The sequence below is a fragment of the Methylosinus sp. sav-2 genome, from assembly GCF_004366495.1.
Lineage (GTDB): Bacteria > Pseudomonadota > Alphaproteobacteria > Rhizobiales > Beijerinckiaceae > Methylosinus.
Genome location: NZ_SOEJ01000001.1, coordinates 1,224,741 through 1,240,402, shown reverse-complemented (window position 1 = coordinate 1,240,402; position 15,662 = coordinate 1,224,741). Strand labels below are relative to the sequence as shown.

The window sequence follows — 15,662 nt, the reverse complement described above, 5'->3', positions numbered from 1 at the left end:
CGGACTCATCCGCCTCTCGCGCGCCTTCACCACTCGAGGAGAAAATCGAATGTCTCTCATCGGCTCCGAGATCAAGCCGTTCAAGGCGACCGCCTTCCACGCCGGCAAGTTCGTCGACGTCACCGAAGCCACGCTCAAGGGCAAGTGGTCGGTGTTCTTCTTCTATCCGGCCGACTTCACCTTCGTCTGCCCGACCGAGCTCGAGGACCTCGCCACCAACTACGCCGCCTTCAAGGCGGTCGGCGTCGAGATCTACGGCGTCTCCACCGACACGCATTTCGCGCATAAGGCTTGGCACGACACCTCGCCGGCGATCGGCAAGATCGAGTATCCGCTGGTCGGCGATCCGACGCTGACGCTGAGCCGCAATTTCGACGTGCTGATCGAAGAGGCCGGCCTCGCCGACCGCGGCACTTTCGTCATCGATCCGGACGGCAAGATTCAGATCGTCGAGATCAACGCGGGCGGCGTCGGCCGCAATGCGCTCGAGCTGCTGCGCAAGATCAAGGCTGCGCAGTATGTCGCGGCGCATCCGGGCGAGGTTTGCCCGGCCAAGTGGGAAGAGGGTCAGAAGACGCTCGCTCCCTCGCTCGACCTCGTCGGCAAGATCTGATTTCGCTTCACGCCTCCGGCCGGTTCGCCGGCCGGGGGCGCTCTACCTGCCCCTCGCCCGCAGCTTCCGTCCCTCATCCTGAGGCGCTTTTTGCGGAACGCAAAAAGCCTCGAAGGATGCTCCAGAACGCGCTGCGGCGCACCCTTCGAGACGCCTGCTGCGCAGGCTCCTCAGGGTGAGGGGATTGTTCTCGAAAATCGGGAGTCGAAGATGCTGGACGCCGCTCTGAAAACCCAGTTGCAGGCCTATTTCGCGCGCATCGTCACGCCCATCACGCTCCGCGCCTCGCTCGACGACAGCGAGAAATCCACAGAGCTCGCCGAGCTGCTGCAGGAGGTCGCGAGCGTCTCGGACAATATCTCCTATGTGCGCAGCGACGATGATTCGCGCCGCCCCTCTTTCGCAATCGAGCGCCAGGGCGCCGATGTCGGCCTGCGCTTCGCCGCCATTCCGGGCGGTCACGAGTTCAACTCCTTCGTGCTGGCGCTGCTGCATGTCGGCGGCCATCCGCCGAAGGAGGACGAGGAAACCCTTGCGCGCATAAAGGCGCTCGACGGCGAGTATCGCTTCGAGACCTATTTCTCGCTCACCTGCCAGAACTGCCCCGAGGTGGTGCAGGCGCTCGACACCATGGCGGCGCTCAATCCGCGCGTGCGCCATGTGGCGATCGACGGCGGCCTCTTCCCCAAGGAGGTGGAGGAGCGCGGCATAATGGCCGTGCCCGCCGTCTATCTGAACGGCGAGCCCTTCCAGCATGGCCGCGCGACGCTGGAGCAGATTCTCGACAAGCTCGACGCCGGCTCCGGCGAGAAGAAGGCCGCGTCCATTTCCGCCAAGGAGCCTTTCGACGTGCTGGTGGTTGGCGGTGGCCCGGCGGGCGCCGCGGCGGCGATCTACGCCGCGCGCAAGGGCGTGCGTACCGGCATTGTCGCCGAGCGTTTCGGCGGCCAGGTGCAGGACACGGCGGGCATAGAGAATTTCATCTCGGTTCCGCACACGGAAGGCCCGCAAATGGCGGCGGCGCTGGAGCGTCACGTCGCGGAATATTCCGTCGATGTGATGAACGGCCAGATCGCCTCGGCGCTGGTTCCCGCAGCCGAGGCCGGCGGTCTCGCGGAGCTGAAGCTCGCCAATGGCGCGACGCTCAAATCGAAGACGATCATTCTGGCGCCGGGCGCGCGCTGGCGGCGCATAAATGTGCCGGGCGAGACGGAATATATGACCAAGGGCGTCGCCTATTGCCCGCATTGCGACGGGCCTTTGTTCAAGGGCAAGCGCGTCGCCGTGATCGGCGGCGGCAATTCCGGCGTGGAAGCCGCGATCGATCTCGCCGGCCTCGCCTCGCATGTGACGCTGCTCGAATTCGACGCGAAGCTGCGCGCCGACGGAATATTGCAGGAGAAGCTGCGCTCGCTGCCCAATGTGACGATTCTCGTCTCGGCCCAGACAACGGAGATTCTCGGCGACGGCGCCAAGGTGACGGGTCTCGTCTATCGCGACCGCGAGAGCGAGGCGACGCGCACTGTCGAATTGGAAGGAGTGTTCGTGCAGATCGGACTGCTGCCCAACACGGAATGGCTGAATGGCGCGGTGACGCTCTCGCAATATAAGGAGATCGAGATCGACCGCCGCTGCCACACTTCCGCGCCGGGCGTGTTCGCGGCCGGCGACGCGACGACCGTTCCCTATAAGCAGATCGTCATCGCCATGGGCGAAGGCGCGACGGCGGCGCTGTCGGCCTTCGATCATCTGGTGAGAATGTGATGCGAGTTCGCTTCTCGGTCTTTGCGAGAAGCGTGAGCCGCGAAGCAATCCAGAGCGCCCCTCGTCTCTGGGTTGCTTCGCTCCGCTCGCAGTGACGACGGCGCGCGCCGGTCAGATCTGGCCTTTGATTTCCAAGAGCTCGACATCGAAGATGAGCGTGGCGTTGGGCGGAATCACGCCACCGGCGCCGCGCGCGCCATAGCCCATCTCAGGCGGAATGACGAGCGTGCGCTTGCCGCCGACCTTCATGCCGAGAATGCCCTTGTCCCAGCCGGGAATCACTTGTCCGGCCGAAAGGCGGAACTCGAAGGGCTGGCCGCGGTCCAGCGAGCTGTCGAACTTCTTGCCCTTGGCGCCGTTCTGCGCGACCCAGCCGGTGTAATGCATCTTCAGCATCTGCCCCGGCTCCGCGCCGGCGCCGGTCCCGACCTTTGTGTCGGTGATCTTGATTCCGGTGGCGGTGGTGGTCGTCGCAGGGCTCTGCGCGATCACCGGGAGCGGCGCGGCGACGAGCGCCAATGCGGCGAGGACGGGCAGAGCGTGAAAACGGAATACGGCGCGCATGTCGGGTCCTTTGGGAATAGGGCGCGGCGAGCAGCCCTGCGCGCATCGGCGAGGGCGGCGGCGAGAGGGCGGGTGAACGGCGCCGCCGATCATTCGGCCCGCCTATCGGCCTTCATGACCTTTCCGCAGAGCGTCGCCACGGCCTGTCTGCCCGCGACGCAGGCCGGTGTCAACCAACGGCAAATGACGCGAGGCGAGGCTCGAGGGCGGGAAAGTCGTGCGGGGTGTGATGGTGCTGCAAGAGAGGATTGAACTCTCGACCTCTCCCTTACCAAGGGAGTGCTCTACCACTGAGCTACTGCAGCGTCGGGCGGCCTTGTGCCACAGTGATCGCGACTGCGCAAGACATTCGCCGCGCCTATCCGCCGAGCGGAAGGAGGAAAATCGTCGAAAGGGGAAAAGTGGAGCAAATGGTGGGCGGCACAGGGATTGAACCTGTGACCCCTCCCGTGTGAAGGGAGTGCTCTCCCGCTGAGCTAGCCGCCCGAGGGCCTCACCGAGGCCGAACAGTTCTGTAAGAGACGACGGCGTCTCCCGTCAAGTGCATGCGGAGGCTTCCAGCACGCCGAGCGAGGCCACGGCCTCCCATAATTCGTCGAAATGCGAGATCACCCGGTCGGGGCCGAAGGACGAGACCGGGGTCTCCGTATAGCCGAAATCCACCGCGACCACAGGCACGCCGGCGTTTTTGGCCGTCGCTATGTCGGTCTGCGAATCGCCGACCATCACCGCGCGCGCCGCATGGCCGCCGGCTCTTTCGATCGTCAGCGTCAGCGCGCTCGCGTCGGGCTTGTGCGCGGGAAAAGTGTCGCGGCCGCAAATGGCCGCGAATCGCCCGGCGACGCCCAGGCGCTCCAGCAGCAGAACGGCCAGCTCCTCGGATTTATTGGTGCAGACGGCGAGCGCGAAGCCGGCCTCGGCGAATCGCTCCAGCGCCGCTTCCGCTCCGGGGAAGAGCCGCGTCTCGACGGCGATTCGCTCGCGATAATGGGCGATAAACTCGGGAAACAGCGCCTCGACCCGCTCCGGCGGGAGCGGCGCGCCCGTGGCCGCGAAACCACGCTCGATCATCGCCCGCGCGCCGGCCCCGGCCAGCGTGCGCACGGCGGAGAGAGGCACGGGCATGCGGCCGTCGCGCTCCAGCAGCACGCCCAAGGTCGCGATGAGATCGCCGGCGGTGTCGGCCAGCGTGCCGTCGAGATCGAAGACCAGAGTCGGCGCGCCGACCATTCGCTGCCCCTACCCTATTCGGCGCCGTCTCGCGATTGCCGCATCGGCGTGTAGACTGCGCCCTGTGATTCGTCGAAGGAGTGTAACCTTGCGCGCAGCCATTCGTCTCCTCTCTCTCGGGGCCGCCCTGGCGGCGCCCGCGGCGCTCGCCGGCAATTACGAGTTTCTCGCCGCCCCGCAGACCGATCTCAACCGCGTGTTTCGCCTGGACCGCGCCAGCGGCGAGGTAGGGGCCTGCCAATATGGGCTGAAGGAGGGGGCAGCCGTCGGCGTGACGCTGTGCTATCCGCCGGGCGAGGGCGCCAAGGCGGGGCAGTTCAGCGAATATGCGCTGATCGCCTCCCGCCATACGGGCGAGGGCGGCGTGTTCCGCGTCGATCTGCGCTCGGGACAGATGTCGATCTGCTTCGTCTTGAACGAGAGCTCGGTGGTCTGCACGCCGCCGGCGAAATAGCGAGACCCCGAATAGGAGACAGCGAGCCCGAAGGCTCGCTTTCGCCGATCAATTGTTGAAGCGGAAATGCAGCACGTCGCCGTCGGCGACGACATATTCCTTGCCCTCGAGCCGGAACTTCCCCGCCTCGCGCGCGCCCGCTTCGCCGCGCAGCGCGACATAATCCTCATAGGCGATCGTCTCGGCGCGGATGAAGCCCTTCTCGAAATCGGTATGGATCACCGCCGCCGCCTGCGGCGCGCGCGTGCCCTGCTCGATCGTCCAAGCGCGCGCCTCCTTCGGACCCACGGTGAAATAGGTGACGAGGCGCAGCAGCGTATAGCCGGCCCGGATGACGCGGTTGAGGCCCGGCTCCTCGAGCCCGACCGCCTCGAGATAGTCCTTCTGCTCCTCGGCCGGCAGCACGGCGATCTCGCTCTCGATCTTGGCCGAGACGACGACGCTCGCAGCGCCCTCCTCGCGCGCCCGCGCCGCGACCTTCTGCGAGAAGGAATTGCCCTCCGCAGCGGCGCCCTCCTCGACATTGCAGACATAGAGAACGGGCTTGGACGACAGCAGGCCGAGACCGGCGAGCGCTTCGCGCTCCTCCGGCGCGATCACGACGAGGCGGGCGGGACGGCCCTCGCGCACCAGATCGAGGCAGCGGCGCATCAGATCGAGCAGCTCCTTGGCGTCCTTGTCGCCGCCCTTGGCCTTCTTCTCGAGCGGAACCACGCGCTTTTCCAGGCTCTCGAGATCGGCGAGCATCAGCTCGGTCTCGATCGTCTCAATGTCGCGGATCGGATCGACGTCGCCCTCGACATGGGTGATGTCGCCGTCCTCGAAGCAGCGCACCACATGGGCGATGGCGTCGCATTCGCGGATATTGGCCAAAAACTGATTGCCGAGCCCCTCGCCCTTGGAGGCGCCGCGCACGAGGCCGGCGATATCCACGAAGGTGAGGCGCGTCGGGATGATCTGCTTGGAGCCGGCGATCTCGCAGAGCTTTTCGAGACGCGGATCGGGCACGGCGACGTCGCCGACATTGGGCTCGATCGTGCAGAAGGGGTAATTGGCCGCCTGCGCGGCCGCCGTCTGCGTCAGCGCGTTGAAGAGGGTCGACTTGCCGACATTCGGCAGGCCGACGATTCCACATTTGAAGCCCATGGCGTCCCGTTTCCTCGCGCAATCTCGCTGCGGCGCGGTATGGGCGGGACCGGCGCAAAAGGCAAGGGGCGCGGCGCGGCGGGGCGCGGCCGGGCGCGGCGGGTCGCCGCGTCTCCATAATTCCGCCCCGCAGAAAGGCGCATCGTCGCCGCGCGGGTTGACCGCGCGCCTCGCAAGGCGGAAAAGCTTCGACAAAAGCAGAGCGTCGGCGAATTTCAAGGGCGCGATTCTGGCGCGGAACGACATGCGAAACAAGTCACAGGCACGGATCGGGCAGGCTGGTCGCGCAATCGCGACATTCGCGGCGGCGGGATTGCTCGCAGCGCCGCTCTTTCCCGCGTGGGCGCAGACGGCCGCCGAGCCTTCGGCGGCTCCGGCCGCGCCTGTCGCGCCGGCTCCCGCTCCGGCGGCCCAAGCCCCTGCTCCCGCCTCCGCGCCCGCAGTCCCGGCCGAGCCCGTCGCCGCGCCTACGGCGGCCCCGCAGACGGCCGCCGCGCCCAAGCCCAAACCAAAGCCGAAGCCCAAGCCCGCGCCACCGCGCGAGATGGCGCTCTCCGACGATCCGACCCCCGCGCTGCAGCCTGAGACCTTCTTCGCCACCTCGCTCGCCTCCGAGCGCTATGCGGCCATCGCCGACGCCGGCGGCTGGCCCAAGGTGGGGACGCCATTGCAGCCCGGCGCGCGCGGCAAGTCGGTGTCGGCGCTGCGCAAGCGCCTCGCCGCCGAGGGCGATCTGCCGGCGGAAGCGGCCGGCGGCGAGGCCTGGGACGCGGGCCTCACCCAAGCGGTGAAGCATTTTCAATTCCGCATGGGGCTGAGGCAGACCGGCGTGGTCGCCGGCGCGACACTACGAGAATTGGACGTGCCGGCCTCGGTGCGCTTCCGCCAGCTGGCCTCCTCGGCGCAGCGGCTCGCGGGCAATGATTTCCCCTTCGGCCCACGCTATATCGTCGTCAACATCCCCTCCGCCGCCGTCGACGCCGTGGAGAACGGCCGCGTCGCGCGGCGCTATACGGCGATCGTCGGCGATGTCGAGCATCCTTCGCCCGAGGTCGAGGCGAAAATCGGCGCGGTCAATCTCAACCCCACATGGACGGTCCCGGTCTCGATCATCAAGAACGAGATCATGCCCAAAATGCAGAAGGACCCGTCCTATCTCGCCAAGGCGCGCATTCGCGTCTTCGACAATCATGGGACCGAGATCGAGCCGAAATCGATCAATTGGGCCAGCGAGCGGGCCGTCAATTACACGCTGCGCCAGGACAGCGGCGCGCAGAACTCGCTCGGCTCGATCCGCATCGCAATGCCCAACAAGCATGCGGTCTATATGCATGACACGCCGAGCAAGCGGCTCTTCGCCAGCGACTACCGCTTTCTCTCGCATGGCTGCGTGCGCGTCGAGGGCGTCTATGACCTCGCCGCCTGGCTGCTGGAGGGCGCGCCGGGCCAATGGGACAAGGCCGCGATCATGTCCAAGATCGGCGACGAGCGCCAGGACGTGACCCTGCCCAAGCCCGTGCCGGTCGTATGGGTGTATATGACCGGATGGGCTTCCGCGAATGGAACCGTTCACTTCCGCAACGATATATATGGGGTGGACGCGGTGGGCGAAGCGCGCGGAGATCGCTGATTCGCTCGTCCCTTCGGAGGAACGATGCGCGGCGCTTCGATCGTTTTCGCCCTGGCCTTCTCAGGCGCTCTCTGTGCGGCAGCCGCAGAGCGGCGCTCCCCTCCGCCGCGGACGGCGGAGACCGTCGTTGTCCTCCCCGTGCAATATTGCGAGAAAATGTGCCCGCAGGACTTCGCGCCCTGCGATCCGCCTTATTTCAAGACCGCTGATGCGCGCTGCGCGCAGGTGGGCGCCGGGCGCTAATCGTCCAATCCGCGCGCGCTCTCGTGCCAGCGTGACAGGGCGAGGCGCGACAGCGCCGTCAGCCCCGCATAAATGACGATTCCCGCCAGCGAGACCAGCGCCAACGCCGCGAACATGCGCGGAATGTCGAGCCTGTAGCCCGCCTCCGAGATGCGGAAGGCGAGGCCCGCCCCCTGCCCCGCGGCGCCGGCCGCCAGCTCCGCCGCTATGGCGCCGATGAGCGCGAGCCCGCCGCCGATGCGCAGCCCGGCGAAAAATTGCGGCAGCGCCGCCGGCGCACGCAGATAGACGAGCTTGCGCCAGGGCGAGGCGCGATAGAGATCGAAAAGCTCGACCAATGAGCGATCGACCGAGGCGAGGCCGAGCGACGTATTGGCGAGAATGGGGAAGAAGGCGACGAGAAAGGCGCAGACCAGCACCGCCTCGGCGGGGGCGAGATAGACCAGCAGCAGCGGCGCTATGGCGATGATGGGCGTCACCTGCAGCACGATGGCGAAGGGCATCAGCGCGCGCTCCATCCAGCGCGAGCGCGAGATGAGCAGCGCGAGGGCCACGCCGCCGATCGTCGCCAGCGCCAGCGCCTCCAGCGCCGTCGTCAGCGTGACGAGGAGCGAGGCGAAGAGAATGTCCCTGTCCTTCACCAGAGTCTCGGCGATGAGGCTCGGCGCCGGCAGCACATAGGCCGGAATGGCCCAGAAGCGCACCGCCGCCTCCCAAGCGGCGAGCGCCGCCGCCAGCACGGCCAGCGGCAACAACGCCTCGCGAAGCGGACTCGTTTGCTTCATCGCAGCTCCTCCCCATAGGCGCTGCGCAGAGCGGCGGAGGCGCGCCGGCAATATTGCGCGAACTCGGGACTCGTGCGGAATTCTTCGTCGCGCGCGATGGCCGCATCTATGTCGATCGTATCGATGATCGCGCCGCCGCGCGCGGCGAGCGCGAGAATGCGCGTCGAGAGATAAACGCTCTCGTAAATGGAATGCGTGACGAAGACGATCGTCGTCTCCAATCTCTGCTTCATCGCGAGAAGATCGTCGCCGAGACGAAAGCGCGTCACCTCGTCGAGCGCGGCGAAGGGCTCGTCCATCAGCAGCAATTTCGGCCGCGTCACCAGGCCGCGCGCTATGGCGACGCGCATCTTCATGCCGCCGGAGAGCTGGCGCGGCAGCGCCGTCTCGAAATCGGCGAGGCCGACGAGAGCGAGCGTCTCGCGCACCAGCGGCGCGGCGGCCTCGCGCGTCTTGCCGGCGAGGCGTAGCGGCAGATAGACATTGGCGAAGACATCGGCCCAGGGCAGCAGCGTCGCCTCCTGAAACACAAAGCCGATGTTATGCGCCGCGGCCGAGTCGCGCCAATCGATGGCGCCGGCGCTGGGCGTCGCGAGGCCGGCGATGAGCCGCAGCGCCGTCGATTTGCCGCAGCCCGACGGGCCGAGCAATGTCAGAAACTCGCCGTCGCGAAGGTCGAGATGGAAATTCTCGAGCGCCGCGACGCCATTGGCGAAGCTTTTGCCGATCCCGCGCAGCGAGACCAGAGGCTCCGCGACGCCCATCGTCACTGCGCCCCCGCCGCATGCGACGGCCGCAGCTCCAGCCCGACCTTCTTGTTCACGAAGCGCGTCGTATAGCCCTGGGCGATGGGAAGATCGGCGGGGAAGACGCCGGCCTTGGCCATTTTGTCGAAGAAGCTGCGCAGGCGCGCGTCGGTCATCGCGCCAATGCCGAGGCTGAGCGAATCGCCGGAGTCGACGATGCCGCGCTCTTTCAGCTTCTCGACGGAATAAGCGAGCTGGCCCTCGGACATTTCGGGATTGTCCTTGCGGATGGCGGCGTTGGCGGCGCTATTGTCGCCATAGATGTAATGATACCAGCCGATGATCGACGCGTCGACGAAACGCTGCACGAGATCGGCCTTGGTCTCGATCGTCTCCTTGCGCGTCTCAATCGTCGTCGAATAGCTGTCATAGCCGTAATCGGCGAGCAGAAACACATTGGGCGTGAAGCCGCCCTGGCGCGCGATCTCGAAAGGCTCGGAGGTCAGATAGCCCTGCTGAATCGATTTCTTGTCGGCGAGGAAGGGCGCCGAGTTGAAAGTGTAGGGCTTGATCTTCTCTTCCTTGAAGCCATAGGCCTGCTTCAGCCATTGATAGACCGAGACGAGATTGTCATTGCCGATGAAGGCCGTCGCCTTGGGCAGATCCTCGAAGCGATCTAGCCCCTCGCCCGGATGCGACATGAAGATGATCGGGTCCTTCTGGAACATGCTGGCGACGGCGACGATGGGCGCCTTCTGCTGCACGGCGGAGAAGGTCTGGATGAGATTGGCGCCCATGCAGAAATCGACGCGGCCGGCGGCGAGCAGCAGCCGCGCGTTGGATTGCGGACCGCCCTGCAATATTGTGACGTCCAGGCCGTATTTGGCGTAAGTGCCGTCGACGAGGGCCTGATAAAAGCCGCCATGCTCGGCCTGCGCTCGCCAATTGGTGGCGAAGGAGACCTTGTCCAGCGCGAGGGCCGGAAGGGCGGAGAGGAAGAAAGCCAAAGCCGCGATCTGTGCTGCGAAGCGTTTCGTCATCGATTGCCTCACCTCGATTTTTCCAACGATCTTCGGGTTCTCCCTTCTCCCACTCTGTGGGAGAAGGGCGGTGAAGAAGTATATCCCCAACCCTCGTCCTGAGGAGCCGCCGTAGGCGGCGTCTCGAAGGACGGCCGCGAGCTGAAATCAAAGGATACGGCCCGCTGCCGTCCTTCGAGACGCCCGCTTCGCGGGCTCCTCAGGACGAGGGTTGCAGGTCATTATTCCTCCACCCGATCGCCGCAGAAGGATTCGCCCCCGCTATGGCGATCCCCGTCTGAAAGGTCTACCCTCTCCGCCATGCTCCCGTCCCGCTATTGGATCGACCTCGCCACAATCGACTTCCGCGACCTCGAGATGGAGCGCGTCATCGCCGTGCTGCCCATCGCGGCCGTCGAGCAGCATGGGCCGCATCTGCCGGTCGGCGTCGATTCGCAGATCATGCGCGGCATGATCGAGCGCGTGGTGGACCGCCTGCCGGACGATCTCGACGCGCTGTTCCTGCCATTGCAGGCAATCGGCGTCTCCATCGAGCATGGCGATTTTCCCGGCACGCTCAGCCTCTCGCATGAGACGGCGCTGCGCCTTCTCTGCGAGATCGGCGAAGGCGTCGCCCGCGCCGGCTGCCGCAAGCTCGTACTCCTCAATTCGCATGGGGGCAACTCGGCGCTGATCTCCCAGGCGGCGCTCGAGCTGCGCATTCGCCACGAGCTGCTCGCCGTCGCCTGCTCCTGGCATCGCTTCGGCTATCCCGACGGTCTGTTCGGCGAGGAGGAGATCCGCCTCGGCATCCATGGCGGGGAGATCGAGACCTCGCTGATGCTCGCGCTCGCGCCGGATTTCGTCGATATGGCGCGGGCGCGGCATTTTCGCTCCGCCAGCGCCGATTTCGAGCGCGATTTCACCTGGTTGCGCGCCGACCGGCCGATCGGCTTCGGCTGGAAGACGCAAGACCTCTCGAAAGAAGGCGCGATCGGCGACGCCGCGGCGGCCAGCGCCGCCAAGGGCGAGGCCGCGGCCGATTATTGGGCGACCGCCTTCGTCGAGCTGCTGCGCGACGTCGAGGCCTTCGATCTCGAGCGTTTCGCCGGCGCGCCGCCGAAATAGCGCCGGAAACGCAACAGGGAACCGGCCTTTCGCCGTCTTTGGAGGCTTTCGCCTCGGCGCGGTTCGGTCTACAACGCGCGCAACTGCGCAGCCAGACGCTCCAAAGAGGCCCCGATATGACCGAAATCATCGATATTCACGCTCGCGAGATACTCGATTCGCGCGGCAATCCCACGGTCGAGGTCGAGGTCGTGCTGGAGGACGGCTCCTTCGGCCGCGCCGCCGTGCCGTCGGGCGCCTCCACCGGCGCCCATGAGGCGGTGGAGAAGCGCGACGGCGACAAGACCCGCTATCTCGGCAAGGGCGTGCTGGACGCCGTGCAGAGCGTCAATGAGGACATAGCGGGCGAGCTCGTCGGCTTCGAGGCCGAGGATCAAGTGGCGGTCGACGAGGCGCTGATCGAGCTCGACGACACGCCGAACAAGTCGCGGCTCGGCGCCAACGCCATTCTGGGCGTCTCGCTGGCCGTCGCCAAGGCGGCCGCCGACGCCTCCTCGCTGCCGCTCTATCGCTATATCGGCGGCGTGCAGGCGCGCGTGCTGCCGGTGCCGATGATGAACATTATCAATGGCGGCGCCCACGCCGACAATCCGATCGACTTTCAGGAATTCATGATCCTGCCGGTCGGCGCGCCCACCGTGCGCGAGGCGATCCGCTGGGGCGCGGAAGTTTTCCACACGTTGAAGGCGGCGCTGAAGAAGGCCGGCCTCTCCACCTCCGTGGGCGACGAAGGGGGCTTTGCCCCCAATCTCCCCTCCGCCGAGGCGGCGCTCGACATCATCGTCGAGGCGATCGTGACCGCCGGCTTCGTGCCGGGCGAGGACATCTATCTCGGCGCCGACGTCGCCTCGACCGAGTTCTTCAAGAACGGCAAATATGTCTATGAGGGCGAGAAGGTCACGCGCACCATAGAGGAGCAGGTCGCCTATCTCGCCAAGCTCGCCGAGGCCTATCCGATCGTCACGATCGAGGACGGCATGGCCGAGGATGATTGGGAAGGCTGGCGCCTTCTCACCGACACGCTCGGCGACAAGATCCAGCTCGTCGGCGACGATGTCTTCGTCACCAATGTCGAGCGCTTGGCGCGCGGCATAGACGAGGACGTCGCCAATTCGCTGCTGGTGAAGGTCAATCAGATCGGCACGCTGACCGAGACGCTGGCCGCCGTGGAGATGGCGCATCGCGCCGCCTATACGACGGTGATCTCGCATCGCTCCGGCGAGACGGAAGATTCGACCATCGCCGACATCGCCGTCGCCACCAATAGCGGGCAGATCAAGACCGGCTCGCTGGCGCGCTCGGACAGAGTGGCGAAGTATAATCAGCTCATCCGCATCGAGGAGGAGCTGGGATCGGCGGCGATCTACGCCGGCCGCAGCGCGCTGAAGGCGCTGGTATAAAGCCCCCTCCCTCACCCTCCCCCGCTCACGCGGGAGAGGGAATTCCGCGACGTTGCGCGAACTTTGGATGAGGGCCCGAATCTGCTCCCTCTCCCGCAAAGCGGGGGAGGGCTGGGGAGGGGGCCTTCGATACGGATATTCGGCTCTCCCCCATGCCCATGGAAAAGACCTTCGACCCCTCGACCATCGAAGCGCGGATGCGCGAGCTCTGGGAAGAGGCGGGCGCCTTTCGCGCCGGCCGGCCGGAGCGCGCCGGCGCGAAGCCCTTTTCCATCGTCATTCCGCCGCCGAACGTCACCGGCTCGCTGCATATGGGCCATGCGCTCAACAATACGCTGCAGGATATTCTCGCGCGCTATCATCGCATGCGCGGCGACGATGTGCTGTGGCAGCCGGGCACCGACCATGCAGGCATAGCGACGCAGATGGTGGTCGAGCGCAAGCTGATGGAGCGCCAGCAGCATCGCCGCGAATTGGGCCGCGCCAAATTTCTGGAAGAGGTGTGGGCCTGGAAGGCGGAGTCGGGCGGCGTCATCGTCGAGCAGCTGAAGCGGCTCGGCGCCTCCTGCGACTGGTCACGCGAGCGCTTCACGCTGGACGAGGGGCTTTCCCGCGCCGTGGTGAAAGTCTTCGTGCAGCTCTATCGCGATGGGCTGATCTACAAGGACAAGCGCCTCGTCAATTGGGACCCGAAGCTGCTGACCGCCATCTCCGATCTCGAGGTGCAGCAGATCGAGGTGAAGGGCCATTTGTGGCACTTCAAATATCCGGTGGTCTATCACGACGGCCAGCCGACCGGCGAGTTCATCACCGTGGCGACGACGCGCCCCGAGACCATGCTCGGCGACACGGCGGTGGCCGTGCATCCAGAGGATGAGCGCTACACCAAGCTCGTCGGCAAGAATGTGCGCCTGCCTCTGGTCGGTCGCCTCATCCCTATAGTGGCGGACGAATATTCCGATCCCGAGAAGGGCACGGGCGCGGTGAAGATCACCCCCGCGCATGACTTCAACGATTTCGAGGTCGGCCGCCGGCACGGTCTGCGCCTCATCAATGTGCTCGACGCCGAAGGCGCCGTGACGCTGAAGGACAATGCGGATTTCTTCGAGCATGTCGCGCCCTCGCCCGAGCTCGACCTGACGGTCGCCGCTCTACACGGCCTCGATCGCAACGCCGCCCGCGCGCGCGTGGTGGCGATGATGGAGGAGCATGAGCTGCTCGCCGAAGTGTCGGACCATAAGCATATGGTGCCGCATGGCGACCGCTCCGGCGCCGTGCTGGAGCCGCGCCTCACCGACCAATGGTATGTGGACGCCAAGACTCTGGCGCAGCCGGCGCTCGCCGCCGTGCGCGAAGGCCGCACCAATTTCGTGCCGAAGAATTGGGAGAAGACCTATTTCGATTGGCTCGAGAACATCCAGCCCTGGTGCGTGTCGCGCCAGCTGTGGTGGGGCCATCGCATACCGGCCTGGTATGACGAGGACGGCAATGTCTTCGTCGAGGACAGCGAGGAGGCCGCCCTCGCCGCCGCACGCGCGAAGCACGGACGCGACGTGGCGCTGACGCGCGACGAGGATGTGCTCGACACTTGGTTCTCTTCCGCGCTCTGGCCCTTCTCGACGCTGGGCTGGCCCGACGAGACGAAGGAGCTCGATCGCTATTATCCCACCAATGTTCTGGTGACGGGCTTCGACATCATCTTCTTCTGGGTCGCCCGCATGATGATGATGGGCCTCTATTTCAAAAAGGAGGTCCCCTTCCACGACGTCTACATTCACGCGCTCGTCCGTGACGAGAAGGGCGCCAAGATGTCGAAGTCGAAGGGCAATGTCATCGATCCGGTTCACCTCATCAACGAATATGGCGCCGATGCGCTGCGCTTCACCCTCGCCGCCATGGCGGCGCAGGGGCGCGACATAAAGCTCTCGACGCAGCGCGTCGTGGGCTACCGCAATTTCGCGACCAAGCTGTGGAACGCCTCGCGCTTCGCCGAGATCAACGGCTGCGCGCGCGTGGCCGGATTCGACCCCAAGAATAATCAGATCACGCTCAATCGCTGGATCGTCAGCGAGGCGGCGCGCGCCTCCGCCGAGATCGCCACGGCGATCGAGGCCTATCGCTTCAACGACGCCGCCAACGCGGCCTACCGCTTCGTCTGGAACCAGCTCTGCGATTGGTATCTCGAGCTGGCCAAGCCCCTGCTGCAAGGCGAGGACGGCGCCGCCAAGGATGAGACGCGCGCCACCACGGCGTTCCTGCTCGATCAGACTTACGCGCTGCTGCATCCCTTCATGCCCTTCATCACCGAGGAGCTGTGGGGCGTCAAAGGTTTCGAAGGCCCCGCGCGCGAGACGCCGCTGGCGCTGGCGCAATGGCCCGATCTTTCCGGCCTCGAGGACGCCGCCGCGGAAGCGGAGATCGGCTGGATCGTCGATCTCGTCTCCGAAGTGCGCTCCGTGCGCTCGGAGATGAATTTGCCCGCCGGCGCGGAAGTTCCTCTCGTCCTCGTCGGCGCCGACGCTGATGTGCAGTCGCGCGTGACGCGCTGGGACGAGACTTTGCGCAAGCTCGCGCGCCTCTCGCAGATCGGCTTCGTCGACGCCGCGCCCAAGAGCAGCGCGCAATTGATCGTGCGCGGCGTTCTCGCCGCCATACCGCTGGAAGGCGTCATCGATTTCGCGGCGGAGAAGGTGCGTCTCGCCAAGGAGACCGCCAAGCTCGAAGGCGAGGCGAAAAAGATCGAGGCCAAGCTCGGCAACGCCGATTTCGTCGCCCGCGCGCCGGAAGAGGTGGTGGAGGAAAATCGCGAACGCCTCGAGGAGACGCGCGAGCGCATCGAGAAACTGACAGCCGCGGCCAAGCGCCTCGGCTGAACCTCATCCCGAGTCCTGCCGTCGTCCCGAAGGACGGCGGCTCGGATCGCCGCGCGGCCCTCGCAGA

Annotated in this window: 13 protein-coding genes and 2 tRNA genes; 7 read left to right on the top strand and 8 right to left on the bottom strand. The window is 66.0% G+C overall.

Features of this window, described 5'->3' with window-relative positions:
• The first annotated feature begins 49 nt into the window (after window positions 1-49).
• A complete protein-coding gene (gene ahpC / locus EDE12_RS05865) occupies window positions 50-613 on the top strand; it encodes an alkyl hydroperoxide reductase subunit C (protein ID WP_024881072.1) in 564 nt (187 codons plus the stop codon).
• A gap of 210 nt (window positions 614-823) precedes the next feature.
• The gene (gene ahpF / locus EDE12_RS05860; protein ID WP_026599406.1) at window positions 824-2,377 is read left to right on the top strand and encodes an alkyl hydroperoxide reductase subunit F; all 1,554 of its coding nucleotides are present in this window, start codon (window positions 824-826) and stop codon (window positions 2,375-2,377) included.
• A gap of 111 nt (window positions 2,378-2,488) precedes the next feature.
• Here the strand turns inward: ahpF and EDE12_RS05855 are convergent, their stop codons facing one another.
• The 4 genes from EDE12_RS05855 to EDE12_RS05840 form a co-directional block, all read right to left on the bottom strand.
• Window positions 2,489-2,941: an FKBP-type peptidyl-prolyl cis-trans isomerase gene (locus EDE12_RS05855; protein WP_026599407.1), complete on the bottom strand. Its 453-nt coding sequence runs from the start codon at window positions 2,939-2,941 to the stop codon at window positions 2,489-2,491.
• Between the two features lie 230 nt (window positions 2,942-3,171).
• Window positions 3,172-3,246: transfer RNA gene (locus EDE12_RS05850), tRNA-Thr, on the bottom strand.
• Window positions 3,247-3,352: 106 nt separating this feature from the next.
• Window positions 3,353-3,427 (bottom strand) — tRNA-Val (locus EDE12_RS05845).
• A gap of 51 nt (window positions 3,428-3,478) precedes the next feature.
• Window positions 3,479-4,171 carry an HAD-IA family hydrolase gene (locus tag EDE12_RS05840; RefSeq protein ID WP_024881075.1) on the bottom strand — a complete coding sequence of 231 codons (693 nt, stop codon included), beginning with the start codon at window positions 4,169-4,171 and terminating at the stop codon, window positions 3,479-3,481.
• A gap of 88 nt (window positions 4,172-4,259) precedes the next feature.
• Between EDE12_RS05840 and EDE12_RS05835 the strand changes: the two genes are divergently transcribed.
• Window positions 4,260-4,625: a hypothetical protein gene (locus tag EDE12_RS05835; RefSeq protein ID WP_018266706.1), complete on the top strand. Its 366-nt coding sequence runs from the start codon at window positions 4,260-4,262 to the stop codon at window positions 4,623-4,625.
• A 48-nt stretch (window positions 4,626-4,673) separates the two neighbouring features.
• Here the strand turns inward: EDE12_RS05835 and ychF are convergent, their stop codons facing one another.
• Complete coding sequence (gene ychF, locus EDE12_RS05830) at window positions 4,674-5,771, bottom strand: redox-regulated ATPase YchF (protein ID WP_024881076.1); 1,098 nt, start codon at window positions 5,769-5,771, stop codon at window positions 4,674-4,676.
• Between the two features lie 313 nt (window positions 5,772-6,084).
• On the opposite strand from ychF, the gene EDE12_RS05825 reads away from it, so the two are divergent.
• Complete coding sequence (locus EDE12_RS05825; protein ID WP_245275808.1) at window positions 6,085-7,401, top strand: L,D-transpeptidase family protein; 1,317 nt, start codon at window positions 6,085-6,087, stop codon at window positions 7,399-7,401.
• A 239-nt stretch (window positions 7,402-7,640) separates the two neighbouring features.
• Here the strand turns inward: EDE12_RS05825 and EDE12_RS05820 are convergent, their stop codons facing one another.
• From EDE12_RS05820 to EDE12_RS05810, 3 genes are read right to left on the bottom strand one after another with little or no spacing between them, the layout of a single operon-like run.
• The gene (locus EDE12_RS05820) at window positions 7,641-8,429 is read right to left on the bottom strand and encodes an ABC transporter permease subunit (protein WP_026599409.1); all 789 of its coding nucleotides are present in this window, start codon (window positions 8,427-8,429) and stop codon (window positions 7,641-7,643) included.
• Entirely contained in the window at window positions 8,426-9,193 is a 768-nt protein-coding gene (locus EDE12_RS05815; protein ID WP_026599410.1) for an ABC transporter ATP-binding protein, read from the bottom strand. Before EDE12_RS05815 ends, EDE12_RS05820 begins: the two co-directional genes overlap by 4 nt.
• 2 nt (window positions 9,194-9,195) lie before the next feature.
• Window positions 9,196-10,215 (bottom strand): ABC transporter substrate-binding protein, encoded by a 1,020-nt coding sequence (locus tag EDE12_RS05810; protein ID WP_024881081.1) that lies wholly within the window; start codon window positions 10,213-10,215, stop codon window positions 9,196-9,198.
• Window positions 10,216-10,515: 300 nt separating this feature from the next.
• Here EDE12_RS05810 and EDE12_RS05805 point away from each other — a divergent pair, with 300 nt between their 5' ends.
• From EDE12_RS05805 to EDE12_RS05795, 3 genes are all read left to right on the top strand, one after another.
• Complete coding sequence (locus EDE12_RS05805; RefSeq protein WP_026599411.1) at window positions 10,516-11,322, top strand: creatininase family protein; 807 nt, start codon at window positions 10,516-10,518, stop codon at window positions 11,320-11,322.
• Window positions 11,323-11,438: 116 nt separating this feature from the next.
• Window positions 11,439-12,722 (top strand): phosphopyruvate hydratase, encoded by a 1,284-nt coding sequence (gene eno / locus EDE12_RS05800; RefSeq protein WP_024881083.1) that lies wholly within the window; start codon window positions 11,439-11,441, stop codon window positions 12,720-12,722.
• A 158-nt stretch (window positions 12,723-12,880) separates the two neighbouring features.
• Window positions 12,881-15,595, top strand: a complete 2,715-nt coding sequence (locus EDE12_RS05795) for a valine--tRNA ligase (RefSeq protein WP_026599412.1) — start codon at window positions 12,881-12,883, stop codon at window positions 15,593-15,595.
• The last annotated feature ends 67 nt before the right edge of the window (window positions 15,596-15,662 follow it).

Coding starts and splice junctions, on each gene's coding strand:
- ahpC (WP_024881072.1), top strand. CDS start 50: ATGTCTCTCATCGGCTCCGAGATCAAGCCGTTCAAGGCGACCGCCTTC.
- ahpF (WP_026599406.1), top strand. CDS start 824: ATGCTGGACGCCGCTCTGAAAACCCAGTTGCAGGCCTATTTCGCGCGC.
- EDE12_RS05855 (WP_026599407.1), bottom strand. CDS start 2,941: ATGCGCGCCGTATTCCGTTTTCACGCTCTGCCCGTCCTCGCCGCATTG.
- EDE12_RS05840 (WP_024881075.1), bottom strand. CDS start 4,171: ATGGTCGGCGCGCCGACTCTGGTCTTCGATCTCGACGGCACGCTGGCC.
- ychF (WP_024881076.1), bottom strand. CDS start 5,771: ATGGGCTTCAAATGTGGAATCGTCGGCCTGCCGAATGTCGGCAAGTCG.
- EDE12_RS05820 (WP_026599409.1), bottom strand. CDS start 8,429: ATGAAGCAAACGAGTCCGCTTCGCGAGGCGTTGTTGCCGCTGGCCGTG.
- EDE12_RS05815 (WP_026599410.1), bottom strand. CDS start 9,193: ATGGGCGTCGCGGAGCCTCTGGTCTCGCTGCGCGGGATCGGCAAAAGC.
- EDE12_RS05810 (WP_024881081.1), bottom strand. CDS start 10,215: ATGACGAAACGCTTCGCAGCACAGATCGCGGCTTTGGCTTTCTTCCTC.
- EDE12_RS05805 (WP_026599411.1), top strand. CDS start 10,516: ATGCTCCCGTCCCGCTATTGGATCGACCTCGCCACAATCGACTTCCGC.
- eno (WP_024881083.1), top strand. CDS start 11,439: ATGACCGAAATCATCGATATTCACGCTCGCGAGATACTCGATTCGCGC.
- EDE12_RS05795 (WP_026599412.1), top strand. CDS start 12,881: ATGGAAAAGACCTTCGACCCCTCGACCATCGAAGCGCGGATGCGCGAG.